Annotated in this window: 19 protein-coding genes; 10 read left to right on the forward strand and 9 right to left on the reverse strand. The window is 69.7% G+C overall.

What is annotated here, in order from left to right:
• Positions 1 to 441: 441 nt before the first annotated feature.
• The gene (locus tag ACFSVL_RS04690) at positions 442 to 753 is read right to left on the reverse strand and encodes an SH3 domain-containing protein (protein ID WP_370932097.1); all 312 of its coding nucleotides are present in this window, start codon (positions 751 to 753) and stop codon (positions 442 to 444) included.
• Positions 754 to 945: 192 nt separating this feature from the next.
• On the reverse strand, positions 946 to 2,169 hold the full coding sequence (locus ACFSVL_RS04695) for an NADP-dependent isocitrate dehydrogenase (protein ID WP_344270567.1): 1,224 nt from the start codon (positions 2,167 to 2,169) through the stop codon (positions 946 to 948).
• A gap of 216 nt (positions 2,170 to 2,385) precedes the next feature.
• On the opposite strand from ACFSVL_RS04695, the gene ACFSVL_RS04700 reads away from it, so the two are divergent.
• Genes ACFSVL_RS04700 through ACFSVL_RS04710 form a run of 3 tightly spaced genes read left to right on the forward strand, consistent with a single transcriptional unit; the run spans position 2,386 to position 3,906 of the window.
• Positions 2,386 to 2,874, forward strand: coding sequence for a hypothetical protein (locus ACFSVL_RS04700; RefSeq protein ID WP_378300811.1), 489 nt, complete (start codon positions 2,386 to 2,388; stop codon positions 2,872 to 2,874).
• Positions 2,875 to 2,911: 37 nt separating this feature from the next.
• Positions 2,912 to 3,277 carry a DUF2203 domain-containing protein gene (locus ACFSVL_RS04705; RefSeq protein ID WP_037816161.1) on the forward strand — a complete coding sequence of 122 codons (366 nt, stop codon included), beginning with the start codon at positions 2,912 to 2,914 and terminating at the stop codon, positions 3,275 to 3,277.
• 29 nt (positions 3,278 to 3,306) lie between these two features.
• Positions 3,307 to 3,906, forward strand: a complete 600-nt coding sequence (locus tag ACFSVL_RS04710; RefSeq protein WP_378300813.1) for a class I SAM-dependent methyltransferase — start codon at positions 3,307 to 3,309, stop codon at positions 3,904 to 3,906.
• Here the strand turns inward: ACFSVL_RS04710 and ACFSVL_RS04715 are convergent.
• Positions 3,903 to 4,409 (reverse strand): hypothetical protein, encoded by a 507-nt coding sequence (locus ACFSVL_RS04715; protein WP_378300815.1) that lies wholly within the window; start codon positions 4,407 to 4,409, stop codon positions 3,903 to 3,905. The genes ACFSVL_RS04710 and ACFSVL_RS04715 overlap by 4 nt on opposite strands.
• 68 nt (positions 4,410 to 4,477) lie before the next feature.
• A complete protein-coding gene (locus ACFSVL_RS04720; RefSeq protein WP_378300817.1) occupies positions 4,478 to 4,891 on the reverse strand; it encodes a DUF2000 family protein in 414 nt (137 codons plus the stop codon).
• A 50-nt stretch (positions 4,892 to 4,941) separates the two neighbouring features.
• Here ACFSVL_RS04720 and ACFSVL_RS04725 point away from each other — a divergent pair, with 50 nt between their 5' ends.
• From ACFSVL_RS04725 to ACFSVL_RS04740, 4 genes are all read left to right on the forward strand, one after another.
• The gene (locus ACFSVL_RS04725) at positions 4,942 to 5,703 is read left to right on the forward strand and encodes an AraC family transcriptional regulator (RefSeq protein ID WP_378300818.1); all 762 of its coding nucleotides are present in this window, start codon (positions 4,942 to 4,944) and stop codon (positions 5,701 to 5,703) included.
• 27 nt (positions 5,704 to 5,730) lie between these two features.
• Complete coding sequence (locus tag ACFSVL_RS04730) at positions 5,731 to 6,312, forward strand: HhH-GPD-type base excision DNA repair protein (protein ID WP_378300819.1); 582 nt, start codon at positions 5,731 to 5,733, stop codon at positions 6,310 to 6,312.
• A gap of 102 nt (positions 6,313 to 6,414) precedes the next feature.
• Positions 6,415 to 7,065 (forward strand): DUF433 domain-containing protein, encoded by a 651-nt coding sequence (locus ACFSVL_RS04735; RefSeq protein ID WP_378300821.1) that lies wholly within the window; start codon positions 6,415 to 6,417, stop codon positions 7,063 to 7,065.
• Complete coding sequence (locus ACFSVL_RS04740; RefSeq protein WP_378300823.1) at positions 7,055 to 7,441, forward strand: PIN-like domain-containing protein; 387 nt, start codon at positions 7,055 to 7,057, stop codon at positions 7,439 to 7,441. The genes ACFSVL_RS04735 and ACFSVL_RS04740 overlap by 11 nt, the downstream gene beginning before the upstream one ends.
• Before the next feature lie 18 nt (positions 7,442 to 7,459).
• Here ACFSVL_RS04740 and ACFSVL_RS04745 read toward each other — a convergent pair whose 3' ends face one another.
• A complete protein-coding gene (locus ACFSVL_RS04745; RefSeq protein ID WP_378300825.1) occupies positions 7,460 to 8,104 on the reverse strand; it encodes a spermine/spermidine synthase domain-containing protein in 645 nt (214 codons plus the stop codon).
• Positions 8,105 to 8,117: 13 nt separating this feature from the next.
• On the reverse strand, positions 8,118 to 9,308 hold the full coding sequence (locus tag ACFSVL_RS04750; RefSeq protein WP_378300826.1) for an MFS transporter: 1,191 nt from the start codon (positions 9,306 to 9,308) through the stop codon (positions 8,118 to 8,120).
• A gap of 109 nt (positions 9,309 to 9,417) precedes the next feature.
• On the opposite strand from ACFSVL_RS04750, the gene ACFSVL_RS04755 reads away from it, so the two are divergent.
• Together ACFSVL_RS04755 and ACFSVL_RS04760 are read left to right on the forward strand one after the other, a co-directional pair.
• On the forward strand, positions 9,418 to 9,741 hold the full coding sequence (locus ACFSVL_RS04755) for an ArsR/SmtB family transcription factor (RefSeq protein ID WP_378300828.1): 324 nt from the start codon (positions 9,418 to 9,420) through the stop codon (positions 9,739 to 9,741).
• A 185-nt stretch (positions 9,742 to 9,926) separates the two neighbouring features.
• Positions 9,927 to 11,105 (forward strand): MFS transporter, encoded by a 1,179-nt coding sequence (locus tag ACFSVL_RS04760; protein WP_237597994.1) that lies wholly within the window; start codon positions 9,927 to 9,929, stop codon positions 11,103 to 11,105.
• Positions 11,106 to 11,115: 10 nt separating this feature from the next.
• Here the strand turns inward: ACFSVL_RS04760 and ACFSVL_RS04765 are convergent, their stop codons facing one another.
• A complete protein-coding gene (locus tag ACFSVL_RS04765) occupies positions 11,116 to 11,427 on the reverse strand; it encodes a DUF3017 domain-containing protein (protein WP_378300830.1) in 312 nt (103 codons plus the stop codon).
• Positions 11,427 to 12,281: a bifunctional methylenetetrahydrofolate dehydrogenase/methenyltetrahydrofolate cyclohydrolase gene (locus tag ACFSVL_RS04770; RefSeq protein WP_378300832.1), complete on the reverse strand. Its 855-nt coding sequence runs from the start codon at positions 12,279 to 12,281 to the stop codon at positions 11,427 to 11,429. Before ACFSVL_RS04770 ends, ACFSVL_RS04765 begins: the two co-directional genes overlap by 1 nt.
• A 263-nt stretch (positions 12,282 to 12,544) precedes the next feature.
• Between ACFSVL_RS04770 and ACFSVL_RS04775 the strand changes: the two genes are divergently transcribed.
• Complete coding sequence (locus ACFSVL_RS04775; protein ID WP_378300834.1) at positions 12,545 to 16,975, forward strand: glycohydrolase toxin TNT-related protein; 4,431 nt, start codon at positions 12,545 to 12,547, stop codon at positions 16,973 to 16,975.
• A gap of 59 nt (positions 16,976 to 17,034) precedes the next feature.
• Here the strand turns inward: ACFSVL_RS04775 and ACFSVL_RS04780 are convergent, their stop codons facing one another.
• The gene (locus ACFSVL_RS04780; protein ID WP_378300836.1) at positions 17,035 to 17,622 is read right to left on the reverse strand and encodes a pentapeptide repeat-containing protein; all 588 of its coding nucleotides are present in this window, start codon (positions 17,620 to 17,622) and stop codon (positions 17,035 to 17,037) included.
• Between the last annotated feature and the right edge of the window lie 67 nt (positions 17,623 to 17,689).

Raw genomic sequence — 17,689 nt, forward strand, 5'->3', positions numbered from 1 at the left:
AAGCACGGGGGAGCCGATGTGCGCCGACCCGAACTCGCCCCGGAACCAGGCTCAACGACCGTCCTCGGTCCCAGGCGAACCATGTGACGCACCAAGCCCAGCAGCCACGCGAACCTAAGCGCGCAAGCCACTCTGCGCGAGCCAGCGTCATCACACCGGACACTCAGCACCAGCACGACGCAACAAACCCAGCAGCCACACGAGCCTAAGCGCAACAAGCTATTCCGCACGACCTAGCGTCACCACAGGGGACGCTCAGCACCCAGCCAGGCATCACGCGAACCTCAGCGCGGCAAGCCATTCCGCACGGACCGGCGTCACCACGCCAGACACTCAGCACCTCAGCCGGGCACCACACGAACTCAAGCGCAGCAAGGTACTTCGCACGACCCAGCGTCACCACACCAGACACTCAGCACCGCAACCAGGCACCAACCGAACTCAGCACTTGGCCCCGGATACCGGCGTCACGAAGCTGTCCGCTACCCACTTGCCGTCGGCGATCTTCCGGAACCCGTTCTGCACCACGGGTTGTGCGTCGAATTCCGCGCCGCGCAAGTACTTCCCGATGACTTTCCCGTTACCCGCGGCGGTTTCCCGCGCGTTGAGCACGTCGGCGGTCACCGAGACCTTGCACCCGGTCGGGGATCCCTGCGCGTCGGCCTGGCCTTTCTGGCCGAACGCGTAGATGACCACGACCGCCGCGATGACCCCGATAATAATCAGTGTCTTCTTGGGCAAACCCAGAATCACGGCCGCTCCTCAGTCGCAAAAACCCCTCGTCCAGAGTAGGCATCCGCGCGGCGCCCGGACAGGCTCTCGCAGCCATTCCACCCGGAGGTGCCAATCCTGTCACCGGCAGAACACGAAGAGTGACAAAAAGGAGAAGGGCACCTCGGAAGACTCCTCCGAGGTGCCCTTCTCGCAAAAACGGCTAAGGAAAGATCAGCCCTGCGCGATCTTCTTGGCCAGGTTCTCGTCCAGCGTCGCGAGGAAGTCCTCGGTCGTCTGCCATTCCTGGTCCTTGCCGACCAGCAGCGCGAGGTCCTTGGTCATCTTGCCGCCTTCGACGGTGTCGACGACGACCTGCTCCAGCTTGTTCGCGAAGCCGATCAGCTCCGAGTTGCCGTCCAGCTTGCCGCGGTGCTCGAGGCCCCGGGTCCACGCGTAGATCGACGCGATCGGGTTCGTGGAGGTCGGCTTGCCCTGCTGGTGCTGGCGGTAGTGCCGGGTGACCGTGCCGTGCGCGGCCTCGGCCTCGACCGTCTTGCCGTCCGGCGTGCGCAGCACCGAGGTCATCAGCCCGAGCGAACCGAAGCCCTGCGCGACGGTGTCGGACTGGACGTCGCCGTCGTAGTTCTTGCACGCCCAGACGTAGCCGCCCTCCCACTTGAGCGACGCGGCGACCATGTCGTCGATCAGCCGGTGCTCGTAGGTGATGCCCTTGGCGTCGAAGTCGGCCTTGAACTCGGCCTCGAAGATGTCCTGGAACACGTCCTTGAACATGCCGTCGTAGGCCTTGAGGATGGTGTTCTTGGTCGACAGGTAGACCGGGTACTCGCGGTCGAGGCCGTACTGCAGCGACGCGCGCGCGAAGTCCTCGATCGACTTGCGGTAGTTGTACATCCCCATCGCGACGCCGCCGCCCTCGGGGAAGTTCGCGACCTGGAACTCCATCGGCTCGGAGCCGTCTTCGGGGGTGTAGGTCATCGTCAGGGTGCCCGGGCCGGGGACCTTGAAGTTGGTGGCCTTGTACTGGTCGCCGTGCGCGTGCCTGCCGATGATGATCGGCTTGGTCCAGCCGGGTACCAGACGGGGGACGTTCCGCATCACGATCGGCTCGCGGAAGATCACGCCGCCGAGGATGTTGCGGATGGTGCCGTTGGGCGACACCCACATCTTCTTGAGGCCGAACTCCTCGACGCGCGCCTCGTCGGGCGTGATGGTGGCGCACTTGACGCCGACGCCGTGCTGCTTGATGGCGTTGGCCGCGTCGACCGTGATCTGGTCGTCGGTGCGGTCCCGCTCCTCGATGCCCAGGTCGTAGTAGTCCAGGTTGACGTCCAGGTACGGGTGGATCAGCTTGTCCTTGATGAACTGCCAGATGATGCGGGTCATCTCGTCGCCGTCGAGTTCGACAACGGTGCCCTGGACCTTGATCTTGGCCATGAGCAGCGGTGCTCCTTCCGCGGATCTTCGCGTTCTGTTCTTCGCTCTCCGTTAGCGGTACGAGCGTACTGCTAAACAGAGCTGGATGGTTCCAGAAGTGGTCGGAATCAAGTCTCTACCACCCTTGACCCGGCATGCCGACCGGGCACGAATGCGGAACCATCCGAACGGGACGACCGTCCCACCACGGCAAGCGCCGCACTGGGAGGTCCCGCCATGTCATACCCCGAGCCGTACTCCGTTTATCCCCCGGCGGGCGGCCCGATCGCCGCCCCGGAGGGCAGCCGGGCCGTGGCGCGCGTGCTCAGCGGGCTGTGCGGACTGGTCGTCACCCCGGTCGCGCTCGGGCTGCTGGCCTACGGCAGCTATCTGCACCAGCGGCAGGTCGCGGCCTCGTTCGCCGAACACGGGGACGCCCTCGGCATCACGTTGACCGTCGCCGGCGCGGTGCTCCTGTTCGGGGTCGCCCTGCTCGGCGCGTGGTCGGGAACCGGGCCGGCCGTCGGCGGGCTGGTGTGGGGCCTGGTTCCGGGCGTGATCACGCTGGTGTCGCCGCGCTCGGCGTTCGATCTGCTCAACCTGCTGCCGCGCGGCCAGATGACCGTGGGAGTGGCCGGGTGGATGTCCTCCGGAGCCTTTCTCGCCACCGGGTTCCTGCTGCTCGGCGCGGGTCTGGCGGTACGGCTGGCGCGCCGGCGCAGGTAGCTTCGGGGCGGCGCGGGCCCGGTGAGACTATTTGCAGATGGGATTGTTCACCGTAGCCGAGGCCCGCACCGAGCTCGCCCGGTTGCTTCCCGTGCTCGCCGAGCTGATCCGGGTCCGCGCCGATGCCGCCGAACTCGCCGCGTCCCTGCGCCCGGGCGGACGGGACACCAGCCTCGGCGGCCTGCCGGAATGGAAGGCGGCGCAGGCCCGGCTGGACGACCTGATGACCGCGATCCAGGCGACCGGGGCCGAGCTGAAGGGGTTCGCCCCGCTGCTGGTGGACTTCCCGGCCTCGCTCGACGGCGACGACGTCCTGTTGTGCTGGCTCGAAGGCGACCGTGAACTGTCCTGGTACCACCGGGCCGATCTCGGTTTCGCCGGCCGCCGCCGATTGCCGGGATAATCACTGGTCAAGCGCACTACGGTGACCAGGTGAGCACACTTTTCGACGCCGACGCGGCGGGATACGACGAGGACACCTTCCACCCGTATGTGGCCGAGCAGCTGATCGGCGGCCTGGCCCCGAAGCCGAACCTGCTGGTCGACGTCGCCGCGGGCACCGGCGCGGCAGCGTTCGCGGCGCTCCGCCTGGACCCGGCCGCGGTGTTCGCCATCGACCTCTCCCCCGCGATGATCGAGATCGCCCGGGCCAAAGCCGCCGACCGCGACCCGGACGGACGGATCTCGTGGCACGTCGGATCCGCGGTGCCGCTGCCGATCGGCGACGGCGAGGCCGACGCGGTGGTGTGCGCGTCGGCGCTGCATTTCCTGGGCCCGCGCGCACTGGCCGACTGGCGGCGGGTGCTGCGCCCGGGCGGCAAGCTGGCGTTCAGCATGGTGTCGTCGGAGCGGTTCAAGCCGACCGGCAAGTTCGCCGACGTGTTCCCGCGCGACCTGCGCGTCCCGGGCACCCTGGACGAAGCCGCCGCGCTGGCCACCGACGCCGGGTTCAGCTCGGCGACGGCACAGCACGTGGCGCTCGATCAGGGCGACCGGGTGCGGCAGGTTTTCGCGGTGTTCGCGGAGGCCTAACGGTGGAAGTGCGCTTCGCCGCTCGTTGCGGCGGCGGAGCAATGCAGAACGAAGGTGACGTCGAGGTCGGTCACGGTGCCGTTGGCGGCGCGGACCAGGCGGGAAACGGTGAAGTCAGCGGTCGCGTCCGGGGCGGCGCAGGCACCCGCGCCGCCCGCCTTCGTCCCGCGAAACGCGATGAAGCCCGGCGTCGCGAGCTGCGGTGAGTTCTGCTGCCGGACAGCGGCGTTCGCGTAGGTGCCCTCGTGCAACTGCTGTCCGGCGGGCGCACTGAGTTCCAGGCGGGCCCAATCCCAGCCGTCCGCCGACTCGGCGTTCACCTTTACCGCGTCGCCGTACTCCCACACGTCGACCTGGTCAGCGGTCCACGAAGCACTGCCTTCGAACGGATACGCGCCGGCTTCCGAGGTGTAGCCGAACCCGACCGCCGGGTCGGCGTGCGCGACCGATGCCGTCCCGCACGCGATGCCCGCCGCAGCGACGACCGCCAAGATTCTTCGCATGATTTCCCTCCCCTGGGCTGCGTCCGATCTTGGCAGGATTCCCAGTGCTGCGGCGAAAAATCCCCCATTCAGCCGTGCAACCGCGCGCCCTTGAGGATCTTGTCCACCGCGTTCTTCGGCCCGTGCATCGCCATCCCGGCCAGCGCCAGTTTCTCCCCCGGCACCGCCCGCACCGCCGCGCGATTGTCGACGTCATTGCCGGTCTGGAACAGCTCGTCGGTGAAGATCGAGAACCGCAGGCCGCGCGTCAGTGCCCGGCTGCGGGCGAGCGCGAGTGTCTCGGCGGTGCTGGCGAAGACGAGTACCGGCTGGCGGAACATCGGCAGGTACTCGGTGTCGTCGGCGTCGAGGTAGGGCTCGCCGAGCAGCTCGGGCGTCGCGTGGGCCACGCCGCTCACCAGGAACGCCGTGACGTTCAGCCGTTGCCACGAGGCCAGATCGTCCCGCAGCAGCACGGCGATCTTCGTGTCGAATCGGTTCATACGGGACAGGATCGGCCGGGTGCCGCGCGCGGGTCTTGTACGTTTTGAACATGACGGTGTCGGCCTGGCGCCCTTCGGTGCCCGGAATCGCCGAGGCGTTCCACGCCCGGTTCACCGATCACGCCTACCCCGCGCACACGCATGACACCTGGACGCTGCTGATCGTCGACGACGGTGCCATCAGCTACGACCTAGACCGGCACCACCACGGCGCACTCGGCACAGCCGTCACGCTGCTGCCACCGAACGTCGCACACGACGGTCGCGCCGCGACGAGCCACGGCTTCCGCAAGCGCGTGCTCTACCTCGATGCCGACGTGCTCGGCGAAGACCTGATCGGGGCCGCCGTCGACCAGCCAAGCCTGCCGGACCCGTTGCTACGCACCAGAATCCACCAGCTGCACCAGGCACTCGCCGAGCCGCTGGAAGCCGAAAGCCGCCTCGCCCTGGTCGCGCAACGGCTACGCACCCACCTCGGCCGCCCTGCCGACACCCCGCCCGACCGCAGCCTGGCCGACGACCTCCGCGACCTCCTGGACGAACGCCTGCCCGGCTCACTGACGCTGGCCGACGCGTCCGAGGTGCTCGGCGCACATCCCGTCCACCTCGTCCGCGCCTTCGGCCGCCGCTTCGGACTGCCGCCGCACCGGTACGTCACCGGCCGCCGCGTCGACCACGCCCGCCGTCTCCTGCTCGACGGCACCCCACCGGCCGCCGTCGCCGCCACCGCGGGGTTCACCGACCAGGCGCACCTGACCCGGCACTTCCGCCGCTACCTCGGCACCACTCCCTCCCGCTTCGCACGCGGCTGACCGGGCGGTTTGTGCGAAGATGGCGGCATGCTGCGCGAACTGCACCTGACCGGCGACCCGGCGGCCGACAAGCTGCTCAACGACGACCCGTTCGCCCTGCTCACCGGGATGCTCCTGGACCAGCAGTACCCGATGGAGCACGCCTTCGCGGGCCCGCGGAAGATCGCCGACCGGATGGACGGCTTCGACCTGCGCAAGATCGCCGCGACGGACGTCGACACCTTTGTGGAGATGTGTGTGGTGCCGCCCGCGATCCACCGCTACGGCGGCTCGATGGCGCGCCGGGTGCACGCGCTCGCGCTGCACATCATCGAGAACTACGACGGCCGCACCGAGGGCATCTGGCTCGACGGCCGCCCCAAGCCGGACGGCGCGGAGGTGCTGAAGCGGCTCAAGGAGCTGCCTGGTTTCGGTGAGCAGAAGGCGAAGATCTTCCTGGCGCTGCTGGGCAAACAGCGCGGGGTCGCTCCGAAGGGCTGGCGCGAGGTCGCCGGCGCGTACGGAGATCGCGGGTCGCGTCGGTCCATTGCGGACGTGACGGACGCGAAGACGCTTGGTGAGGTGCGTGCGTTCAAGAAGGCGGCGAAGGCTGCGGCTAAGGCGGGGTGACTTCACCTCGCGCGAACACGCAGATCATGAGTCGGCCCGGCAATCCGGCGAACCGATAGAGTGGAACCTGTCGAGGACGAATCCATCTCAGGAAGGAGTGCCGTGGTCGACAAATTCGCCGATCCGCTGCTGACTCCCAAAGAGGTGGCTCGGCATCTGCAGATCCCTCAGTCCACCATGTACGACTGGCTCGGCGAGAAGGCAGACGGTACGCCGCTGGTGCACCGAGTCGAACCAGAACGACACGGCAGGCCTTCGGTTCCGTTTGTCGCCGTGATCGAGGCCTACGTGCTTCGAGCCCTGCGCGACCTCGGGCTGACCAAACGAAAGATCCGTGACGCCGCCGCCGAAGTTCGCCGGTCGTTTCACACGCCATACGCGCTGGCGACGAAGCAGATCGCGACAGACGGCGTAGACATCTTTCTCCACTACGCGGACGGCGATCTCGCACGCGTCGGCGACGGTCAACGGCCGTTCCGTGAGATCATCAACGATTACCTGCATTTCATCGAATGGGACGCTGCGGACGGTTTCGCCGGAAGCCTTCGCCTCCGGCAGTACCCCGATCTGGCACCAGTGGTGATCGACCCTCGGTTCGGATGGGGAACGCCCGTTGTCGCGTCGACGAAGGTACCGGTTGATGCCGTCGTCGATCTATGGCTGGCCGGAGAATCCTTCACCGACGTCGCTTACGAATACGGTCTCACTTCGGAACAAGTCGAAGCTATCTGCAGAGTAGGCCGTGCCGCCTGAGTTTTTCCTCGATCGAGGGTTGGGACGACGGCTGGCCGAAGAGTTGACCGGCCTGGGTTGGATCGTGCACCGAGCCGCGGCGCACTTCCCAGACGACGCCCAGCATGTCGCTGACGAGGACTGGCTGGACTACGGCCTGGCCAGAGGATGGTCGCCCTTGTGCAAAGACGGCCGGATCAAAGGTCGTGACACGGAACGTGCGCCGTTGGAAACGTACGGCGGGGTTCTCTTCTATCTCGACAACCAACGCCTCAGGGTCGACGACATGGTCGCGCGATTCGAGCAACATCGGCAAGCGATCCACCAGGCCGTCGCACGTGGCGGCCCGCGCGCATACGCAGTCGGCGCGCAACGCCTACGCGCGACCTGGCCGTAGTCCACCGGACTATCTGATTCAACCCCGCGCGAACCAAACCACGTCCGGCTCCCCGCGTGGCACCGGAATCTCCACCACATCCACCTCGCCGAACCGCTCCCGCAACCGAGCCGTGAACCCCGGTGCCGCGCCCGCGCTCCACACCGCCAGCACCCCTCCCGGACGCAGCAGCCGGGACAATCCCGCCAATCCGGAATCCGCGTACAGCGAGGCGTTCCCCTCGGTGACCGTCCACTCTGGACCGTTGTCGATGTCCAGGCACAGCGCGTCGAACGTCTCGCCGGTCGTCCGCAGCCACTCCAGCAGATCGGCCTCGACCACCGTCACCCGCGGATCGTCCAGCGCCGCGCCGTGCACCTCGCGCAGCGGGCCGGTCCGATTCCACGAGATCACCGCCGGCTCGCGTTCCACGACCACCACGGAGCCGACCGTGCCGTGATCCAGCGCGGCGCGCAGCGAGAACCCGACGCCGAGTCCGCCGATCAGCATTCGCGCGCCGGGGGCGAGCCGGTCGGCCGCTCCGGTTACGAGCAGCCGCTCCGACTCGCCGTTGCGGGTGTCCATCAGGAACATCCCGTTTTCGATCACCTCGAACTCGGCGCCGTCGCGCCGCAGCACCAGTTCGCCGCCGTGTCCGGACACGGTCTCCAGTACCTCCGCCACGTCCGGCAGCTTCTCAGACCGCGACCTCCTCGCGGACCTCAGCCCGCTTCCGCGCGCCCCAGAAGAACACGACCACCAGCGCCGCCGCGGCGGCGAGGATCGCGGCGATCTCCGGCAGGACGGTCGGCCCGGCCGAGGTCAGCACCGCGCCGCCGACGACGCCGGACAGCCCGACGCCCAGGTAGATCGCCGACGCGTTGAGCGACAGCGCGAGACCGGCGTGCCCCGGCGACAGCTCGATCAGCCGGTGCTGCAGCGGCGGGCTGAACGACCAGTTCGCCAAGCCCCACACGAACAACGTGATCCCGGCCCCGACGACGGTCGTCGCGGTGAACGGCAGCACCACCATCACGACGGTGAACCCGGCGAGCACGATCAGCAGCGGCTTGCGCGCGCCCCACCGGTCGGCCGCGCGGCCGCCGGCGAAGTTGCCGATCGCGCCGCCGATGCCGTAGCAGAACAGCAGCACGGTGATCGTCCCGCCGGAAACCCCGGCCGTCGCGGTCAGCACCGGCGACACCAGCGTGTAGACCATGAACGCGGCGAGGCAGGCGAGCGTGGTGGTGACCAGCAGCGCGACGACCCGTTTGTCCCGCGCGACCGCGAACCGCTCGGCGAGCCCCACCACCGGCGGCGGCGCGACCTTCGGCAGCGCGACCCGCACCCCGATGGCACCGAGCAGCGAAAGGATGCCGACAAACAGGAATGCGCCCTCGTAGCCGAACTGCTGCGAGATCACGCTGCCCAGCGGAACGCCGAAGATCAACGCGATGGTGAGCCCGCCGAACACCAGCGAAACCGCCCGGCCGCGACGTTCCGGCGTGGTCAGCTCCGCGGCGACGGCAGTGGCGGCCGGGGTGTACACGGCGGCCCCGATCGCCGTGACGACCCGCGCGATCAGCAGCGTGACGTACCCGGGCGCGACGGCCGCGAAGATGTTCCCGACCGCGGCCACCGCGAGCGCGGCGACCAGCAGCGTGCGCCGTTCCCACCGGCCAGTGGCCGCGGCGAACAACGGCGAACCCACCGCGTACGCGATGGCGAACGAGGTGACGAGCTGCGCCGCGGCCGTCGCGGAGATGTGCAGCTCGGAGGTCAGCGCCGGCAACAGCCCGGCCACGATGTAACCGCTGGTGCCGACGCCGAATGCCCCGAACGCGAGCACCGAGTTCCGGGCCGCTGCCGAGGACGAGACGCTGGACATGAATGTCCCCCCAATGAAACCTGAACGGATAGTTCGACGAACGTCGTAGTTCGATGACGACCGTACACGGACCCGCCGACAATTTCGACAGCCGTCGTACTATGGACACATGCCCGCCTCTGTGCCCCTGCCGCCGCTCGCCTATCCGGACCGCGACGAGATCACCGTCGAAGCGGTGCTCCGCGCGCTGGCCGACCCGGTCCGCCTGGCGATGGTCCGGCAGCTGGCGAACGCCGAAACGGAGATTTCGTGCAGCGGATTCGAGGTGCCGGTGACCAAGTCCACACTCACCCATCACCTCGCGACCCTGCGCCAGGCCGGGGTGATCGTCGGCCGCCAGGTCGGCACCACCCGGTACAACTCGTTGCGCCGCAACGATCTCGACGCGCTGTTCCCCGGCCTGCTCAACGGCGTGCTGGCCGCGCCGCGCTGAGCCGTCGCGCTACGTGGCGGGCCTCACCCGAATACCGGGATGACAAGGCCGCCCTCCATCGGTTCAACTAGAGCGAGACAGCACGACGACGTCGGGGCTGTCTAGTTTTTTGCCCTCGTTCTAAAGCGCTTCAGAAGCCTGTGACCCAGGCGCTGAGAAAACGATTTCTCCAGGAAGGGAGAGCCGTGCCCGTCGCGTTGCTCGCGCTCGCCGTCGGTGCCTTCGGCATCGGGACCACCGAGTTCGTGATGATGGGTGTGCTGCCCCTGACCGCCGCGGACTTCCACATCGACATCCCGTCCGCGGGCTACTTCATCTCCGCCTACGCCCTCGGCGTGGTGATCGGCGCGCCGCTGCTCACCGCGCTGGCCGTCCGGCTGCCGCGCAAGACCATGCTGCTGGCGATGATGGGCCTGTTCACGGTCGGCAACGCGCTGTTCGCGCTGTCGCCGAACCAGGACTTCGGGATCGCGTTCCGGTTCCTCGCCGGCCTGCCGCACGGCGCGTTCTTCGGGGCGGGCGCGGTCGTCGCGTCCAGCCTCGCGCAGCCGGGCCAGCGTGCGAAGGCCGTGTCGATGATGTTCATGGGACTGACGCTGGCGAACGTCATCGGCGTCCCGCTCGGCACGCTGCTCGGCCAGCAGGTCGGCTGGCGCGCGACGTTCGGCGTCGTGGCGGTGATCGGCCTGCTCGCCATCGCGGCGATCGCGAAGCTGGTGCCGCACCAAGGCCGCCCGGCCGACCCGTCGATCCGCGGCGAACTGGGCGCGTTCCGCCGTCCGCAAGTGTGGCTGGCACTGGCGATCGTGATGTTCGGCCTCGGCGGCGTGTTCGCCTGCATGTCCTACATCGCGCCGATGCTGACCGACGTCGCCGGATACTCCCCGGCCAACGTCACGGTGCTGCTCTCGCTGGCCGGCGTCGGCATGACGATCGGCAACTACCTCGGCGGACGGCTCGCGGACAAGGCGCTGATGCCGAGCCTGTACGTCGCGCTGCTCGCGCTGGCGACCGTGCTCTCGATCTTCACCGTGACCGCGCAGGGCAAGGTCGGCGCGGCGGTCACGATCTTCTTCGTGGGTGTCGCGGGCTTCATGATCGGCCCGATGATGCAGGCGCGGATCATGGAGAAGGCGGGCGGCACGCCGTCCCTGGTCTCGGCCGCGGTGCAGTCGGCGTTCAACATCGCCAACTCGATCGGCGCGTACCTCGGCGGCCTGGTCATCGCGGGCGGGCTCGGCCTGCTGGCTCCGAACTGGGTCGGCGCGCTGCTGGCCGTGCTCGGGGTGTCGATCGCCGCGGTGTCCGGATTGCTGGACCGGCGCGAGGCACGAGTCGAGAAGGAACTCGCGCTCGCGTCCTGACGAGGTCTCGTTAGGACGAGGCGTCGAACGGGCCGCCGACGATCGACAGCGAGATGTAGAGCACCGCGGCGCACAACGCGCCGTAGGTGACGATGTCGACGACCTTGCCGCGAATCGCCAGCAGCCCGACGCGTTCCTCCGGCAGCACGGCGCGCAGTACACCGGCCACGAAGAGGGCCACGCCGACCAGCGCCGCGCCCTCGCGCCAGTGGTACTGCAGCGCCCGCACCACGGCCGCGGCCAGCAGCAGCATGATCACCGCGAACGGCACGTGGACGAGCCAGGGACGGTCGCCGCGCTGCCGGTGTCCGGTCATCGCCATCAGCGGGCGGCCGCGCGTTCCGCGGCCTCGACCACGTTGGTCACCAGCATCGCCCGCGTCATCGGGCCGACGCCGCCGGGGTTCGGCGACAGCCAGCCGGCCACCTCGGCGACCGCCGGGTCGACGTCGCCGGTGAGCTTGCCGTCCACATGCGAAACGCCGACGTCCAGCACCGCCGCGCCGGGCTTGACCATGTCCGGCTTGATGATCCCGGGCACGCCCGCCGCGGCGATCACGATGTCCGCGCGCCGGACCTCGGCGGCGAGGTCACGGGTGCCGGTGTGGCAAAGCGTGACAGTGGAGTTTTCGCTGCGCCGGGTAAGCAGCAGCCCGAGCGTGCGGCCGACGGTGATGCCGCGGCCGACCACGGTGACCTGTGCGCCGTTCAACTCGACGCCGTGCCGCTTGAGCAGCTCGATGATCCCGTACGGAGTGCACGGAAGCGCACCCGCTTCGCCGAGCACGAGCCGGCCGAGGCTGATCGGCGCGAGGCCGTCGGCGTCCTTCTCCGGGTCGATGCGCTCCAGGACGCGGTTCGCGTCGAGGTGCTTCGGCAGCGGCAGCTGGACGAGATAGCCGTGGCAGGCGGGGTCGGCGTTCAGGTCGTCGATGACGGCCTCGAGCTTCTCCTGCGAGATGTCCGCGGGCAGATCGCGGCGGATCGAATTGACGCCGATCTTCGCGCTGTCCGCGTGCTTCATCTTCACGTAGGAGTGGGAACCGGGGTCGTCGCCGACCAGCACTGTGCCCAGCCCAGGGGTGATCCCCTTCTCCGCGAGCGCGGCCACCCTCGGGCGCAGCTCTGCGAAAATGGCGTTCTTCGTGGCCTTGCCGTCGAGAATCTTCGCCGTCACGGCGGCCATTGTCGCAGAGTCGCCGCGAGCTGCCGGGCAGGAGTGGGCTCTGCACTCTGTGTGTCCACGACACCACCCGATCGGCCCGCGCGTCTTACGTCGAATCAGCCGTGCGGCGTCTTAAGGTGGAAGCTCCACCGCATCACCCACCCTGGCGTGTGACCCGTGCCATATCGCGTCCGCCGAGGTCAGCGGGCTCGTCGACCGGCCCGAGGGTGGCAAAAGCCCTATGCGGGGTGCGTTCGTGCGCGCGAACAGTCAAAATGTTCTCTGTGGCACAACCGACGACGCAGCTGAACGCGACGGAGCAGGACACTCTGGTCAAGCAGATCGGACTGGCCCTGCTGCGCGCCGCCCCGCGCGACTGGCGCAAAGTCTCCGCGGAGTACCGAGCCGTCGGCAGGTACCACGAGCTGACCGGCGAGATCGTGCTCGAAGACGGCTCCGCCCAGGAATGGATCGCGACGCACGACATCGCGACCCTCTTCGGCAGGCTCCGCGCGGGCATGTACCGCGACGGCCGCGGCACCTGGTTCAACGCGCGCTACCAGCTGGACCACCCCTCCAGCTACAACCTCGAGTACAACCGCGACGAGCCGCAATGGCACCTCGCCCCGCCGCCCCAGGCGTACTCCGACGAGCTGCGGATGTTCCCGCGCACCGAGGAGAACGTGCCCGAGTGGCTGATCCGCCGGATGTCCGGCCTCGGCCCGGAACAGCCCGGACCGCACTTCCGCATCGCCCGCATCTTCGACACCATCGGCCCGGCCGGCCGCCCGGTGATCAACCGCCCCGACCTGGACGTCGACGAGCAGGACCGCCTGCTGGACTACCTGGATCACGCACCTCTCGTGGTCCAGGACCGCGGCTACGACATCGACCGGCTCGCCCAGACTCCCGAAGCGACAGTGCCGGTCGCCTTCCACAGCGACGGCCACTGGATCTGGCCGGCCGCGGTGAACTTCTACCTCCGCACGTACGGCGTCTCGCCGGAAGCGGACCTGATCGAGCACATTCGGGCCAATGCGTTCCAGCTTCCGCAGGTGGACGAACTGACCCTGCAGGGAGCGGCGGCTTATCTCACGCGGGGGAACCAGCCTCCGCAGCAGAGGCCCGCTCCTGGCGGCGCTGGTGGCGCCGGGGCGCCTGGCGGTCCTAGTGGATTGAATGGACCGGGTGGCGCTGGGGTTCCCGGCGGAGCCGGTGGCCCGAGTGGGGCCGGGACTCCCGGTGGCCCGAGTGGGGCTGGTGGCCCAGGCGGTGCCGGTGGACCTGGCGGAGTCGGTGCTCCCGGCGGAGTAAACGGCCTTGGCGGAGCTGGAGCCCTTGGCGGAGCCAATGGACCTGGTGGGGTTGAGGCTCCTGGCGGCCCCGGCGGGATCGGGGCTCACAGCGGGGCCGGTGGCCCTGGCGGACCCAACGGTCCGGACGTCTCTGGCCCGGGTGGTGCTGGTGGCCCAGGCGGCGCTGGCGCGCCGGGCGGGCCTAACGGTCCTGGTGGCTCTGTCGGCCCCAACGGCGCTGGCGGTCCCGGAAACGCTGACGGATTTGATTCCGGCGGACCCGGTTCCAACGGACTTGGCTCCGGCGGGCCAGGTTCCAGCGGGTTTGACGCTGGCGGGCATGGTGCGAGCGGATCCGACGCTGGCGGGTTTGACACTGGCAGGCGTGGTCCCGACGAGTCCGACGCCGGCAGGCGTGGCGCAAGCGGATCCGGTGGACCTAGCGCAGCCGCACTCGGTGCCGCGGGACTCGGCGCGGCCGGTCTCGGCGCGGCCGGACTGGCCGCGGCTGGCGATCACGGCTTCGACGAATACGGCACGACCGGCCACCCCGAAGCAACCGGTGGCCCAGACCGCCCCGACAGCGGCTTCGCCCCCAATTCCGGCAGGCCCGGCGCAGCTGGCGAACCACGCGACCCCGGCGTCGACCGGCTTGGCCCACCCGACGAATTCGACAACCGCGATTCCGCCAGGCCCGGCCCGGCAACCCGACCGGACAGCCCCGAGGGATTCAGCCCAGCCGACGAATTCGGCGGCCCCGATCCCCGCAGGCCCGGCGCGGCCGGCCCCGGAGAATTCGACACCCCTGAGTCCCGCAGGCCCGGCGAACCGGGCGGTGCCAGCGGGTTCGCCGACCCCGGCTCCGGCAGGCCCGGCGGACCGGACGACAACGGTGGATTCGCCGACCCCGGCTCCGGCCCGACCGGTGCCAACGAGTTCGGTGCCCCCGGAACAGTCCGTGGCCCCGGCGCAGCAGACGAATCCGGCTTCGACGACCGCGGCGCGGGCGTCGGCTCGGATTCCTTTGAACCCAACGGGCCAGCCGCGCACGGAGGCTCCGGCACGCCGAGCGACGCCACCGGTTACGCCGAACCCGCCGCCTACGACCAGCCCGACCACGCGGAGGGCTACGACGCCGACGGGTACCACGGCGAAGGCTACGACCAACGCGGCCAAGCCTACGAGCAGCAAGGCCACGGCGAGGGCTACGACCAGCCCGGCGACGGTTACGACGACCGAAGCCGCGCCGAGGGCTACGACCAGCAGGGCTACGCCGAGCACGACTACGACGGCTACCGCGAACCCGAGCCGCACGGCGAGTACGACGAATCCGCACCGCACGAGGCTCGCGGGTACAACGGCGCACCGCGTGAGGGCGACGGGTATGCCGAGCAGCACGGGTACGAGGACGCGGAGCCGCACGGATACGACGAAGCGCAGCACGTCGACACCCGCAACCGTGACGCGGCGAGCGACTACGACGCCCACGGGTACGACGACCGCGTCGACCCGCGCGGCGCGTTTGAGCAGCCTGCCGTCCCGGATGACGGGCTGGTCGGCGCGGATGGCCTCATCGGCGCCGACGGGCTGATCGGCGCGGACACCGCCGAAGAACCCGCCGCCGCGAGCCGTCACAACGTCGAGCCGGAAGCCGGTCGTCGTGGTGCGGCGCCGGAGGACGGCCGGCCCGGTGAGCAGGAGGGCGGTCGTCGGCGGGCTCAGCCGGATGCTGAGGCGGACGACGCGCGGCTGAACGCCGAGGACGGTGGACGGCGCGCCGAACCCGCAGCGGACAGCCAGGCCGAACCGGCCGACGAGCACGGTAGTCACGTCGGCGCGGCTGCCGCCGGGATCGCCGCGGCAGGCGGGTTGGCCGCGGCGGGGGTTACCGCCGTGCGCGGTCGGGGGCGCGAGAAGGAGGCCGAGGGTCGCCACGGCACCGCGCCGGAGCATCCCGCGGAGCCGCCGTTCGAGCAGGACTTCGACGGTGCCCAATACGACCGCTACGAAGACGGCCACTACGACGACGAGGACCACACGGACGTCCACCACGACCTCGTCCCGGGCCGCAACGGCACCGGTCCGGGGCACCCGGACGACGAGGACCACACCGACGTCCACGAACCGATCGACGCCGGGCAGGACGAGCCGGTCCTCTTCACGCACGGCAACGAACCGTCCCGCGACGACGACGAGCAGCGCGCCGAACTGTTCACGCACTCCGGCGGTTACGAGGACGACAACCGCCGCGAGCCCGAGTACGACTCGGGTCCGCCCACCGCGATGATCATGCCGGGGGCCGAGATCCCCGGCGGTCTTCCGGTGCCGGAGATGCCGGTGCCCCCGCCGTCCGGTGGGCGGCGCGCGGCGCGGGAGCAGACCGAAGCGGCCCCGGTCGCGCGGCGGGAGCAGCCCGCCGAGCCGGAATTGGCCGAGTTGCAGGCGAAGCTCGACGAGCTGAACGTGCCCGAGGCCGCGTACCGGCTCGGTGCTCCCACCGAACGCGGGTGGAGCGTCGAGCAGGTGGGCGAAGGCTGGCGCGTCGGCTGGTACGACGGCGAGCTGATCAACCCGGCGGTGTTCGGCGACGCGGAGGACGCCGCGGCGTTCATGCTCGGCAAGGTGCTGCTGTACCCCGACGGGTACGTCGCGGCGGAGGCCCCGGCACCGGCTGAGCCGGTCGCGGAGGCCCCGAAGCCACCGGTGGTGGCGACGCTGTCGCCGGAGGTCGCGACGGGCTCGTTCCCGGTGCGGCCACGCGAGAACGTGCCGCCGCAGGAGCAGACCGCGTTCACGCCCGCCGATCAGCTGCTGGCCGACGACGAACCGCCTGCCCGCCAGCAGACCCCGCCGCCAGCCCCGCCGACGCAGATCGCGGCTCCGGTGAGCCCGCCGACCCAGGTGGCACCGCCGGTCAGCGCTCCGCCGACGCAAATCGCCTCGCCGGTCAGCGCACCGCCCACCCAGGTCGCGCCTCCGGTCAGCCCGCCGCCGCGGCGGGAACCGCCGGTGCGGCGCGAGGAACCGGTGCGCGCCAACGGAACCGGCGGCAGCGGGCAGTGGCCGATCGCACCGCTGTCCGGGGAACCGCCGCTGACCCTGTTCCGCGGCAAGGAACTGCGCGAGCTGCCCGCGGGCAGCGAGCTGGACCGGTTCGGCGGCCCGAACGGCAACCTGACCTACGCGGCGGGCACCCCGTTCGAGGAGCGTTCGCTGGTGCCGGAGTGGGTGAACCGGCCGTACCACGTGTACCGGGTGCAGCGGCCGCTCGAAACCCTTGCCGGCGTGGCGATCCCGTGGTTCAACCAGCCCGGCGGCGGGTCGGCGTACCTGCTTCCGGCGAGCATCGAGGAGCTGCTCGCCGAGGGCGACCTGATCGAACTCGACCCAGGCGAACCGCCGATCGACTGAGGACGCGGAAAGGGGGCGGGGCCAGCTGGCTTCGCCCCTTTTCCATGCCCGGAGTCGCGTTACTTGACGACCAAACCATGCGCCGCGGCGAAGGACACGGCCAGCTCCACGTCCACGTACGCGCCGCGCAGATCCGCCTGCACCAGCCCGTTCGCGTCCACGACCGCGCCGCGCAGGTCGGCTCCGGGAAACTTCGTGCCGATCATCCTGGCCCCGGACAGATCCGTGCCCCGCAGATCGGAATCCGTCAGATCCGCCTCGTTGAGGTTCACTTCCCGCATCCGCAGTCCCGACAGGTCCAGTTTCCGCAACCGGCCGCGCGCGAACGACGCCAGTGACAGATCGCATTCGGTGAGCGCGATCCCGGAGTACCGACAGTCCATAAAGGACGAGCCGAGCAGCGAGCACGACGACCATCGGCTGTCTGCCAGCACCGACCGGTCGAAGGTGCACGAACGGAACGCGGACGCGTCGTGCCGCGAACCGGCGAGGTCGACCTTGGTGAAGTCGCAGTTGTCGAAGGTGCAGCCGCGGGTGCGCAGGTCGCGCAGGTCCGCTTCGGTGAAGTCGCAACCCACGAACTGGCGCTTTTCCCACCACTGGCCGGAAAGTCGTGCTTCGGTGTAGTCCTCGCCCGTCTCCGTCACCCCGACAGGATGACATCAGCCTCAGCACCGCCTCCGCCATGGGGTGGCTGCGAGCCGCGGAAAGGCG

The organism is Amycolatopsis silviterrae (assembly GCF_042684085.1).
In the GTDB taxonomy this organism is placed as follows: domain Bacteria; phylum Actinomycetota; class Actinomycetes; order Mycobacteriales; family Pseudonocardiaceae; genus Amycolatopsis; species Amycolatopsis silviterrae.

Excerpts from the sequence above, each read along its gene's own strand:
- ACFSVL_RS04705 (WP_037816161.1), top strand. The coding sequence starts at position 2,912 with ATGGGATTGTTCACCGTAGCCGAGGCCCGCACCGAGCTCGCCCGGTTG.
- ACFSVL_RS04700 (WP_378300811.1), top strand. The coding sequence starts at position 2,386 with ATGTCATACCCCGAGCCGTACTCCGTTTATCCCCCGGCGGGCGGCCCG.
- ACFSVL_RS04715 (WP_378300815.1), bottom strand. The coding sequence starts at position 4,409 with ATGCGAAGAATCTTGGCGGTCGTCGCTGCGGCGGGCATCGCGTGCGGG.
- ACFSVL_RS04755 (WP_378300828.1), top strand. The coding sequence starts at position 9,418 with ATGCCCGCCTCTGTGCCCCTGCCGCCGCTCGCCTATCCGGACCGCGAC.
- ACFSVL_RS04765 (WP_378300830.1), bottom strand. The coding sequence starts at position 11,427 with ATGGCGATGACCGGACACCGGCAGCGCGGCGACCGTCCCTGGCTCGTC.
- ACFSVL_RS04730 (WP_378300819.1), top strand. The coding sequence starts at position 5,731 with ATGCTGCGCGAACTGCACCTGACCGGCGACCCGGCGGCCGACAAGCTG.
- ACFSVL_RS04775 (WP_378300834.1), top strand. The coding sequence starts at position 12,545 with ATGTTCTCTGTGGCACAACCGACGACGCAGCTGAACGCGACGGAGCAG.
- ACFSVL_RS04695 (WP_344270567.1), bottom strand. The coding sequence starts at position 2,169 with ATGGCCAAGATCAAGGTCCAGGGCACCGTTGTCGAACTCGACGGCGAC.
- ACFSVL_RS04720 (WP_378300817.1), bottom strand. The coding sequence starts at position 4,891 with ATGAACCGATTCGACACGAAGATCGCCGTGCTGCTGCGGGACGATCTG.
- ACFSVL_RS04750 (WP_378300826.1), bottom strand. The coding sequence starts at position 9,308 with ATGTCCAGCGTCTCGTCCTCGGCAGCGGCCCGGAACTCGGTGCTCGCG.
- ACFSVL_RS04725 (WP_378300818.1), top strand. The coding sequence starts at position 4,942 with ATGACGGTGTCGGCCTGGCGCCCTTCGGTGCCCGGAATCGCCGAGGCG.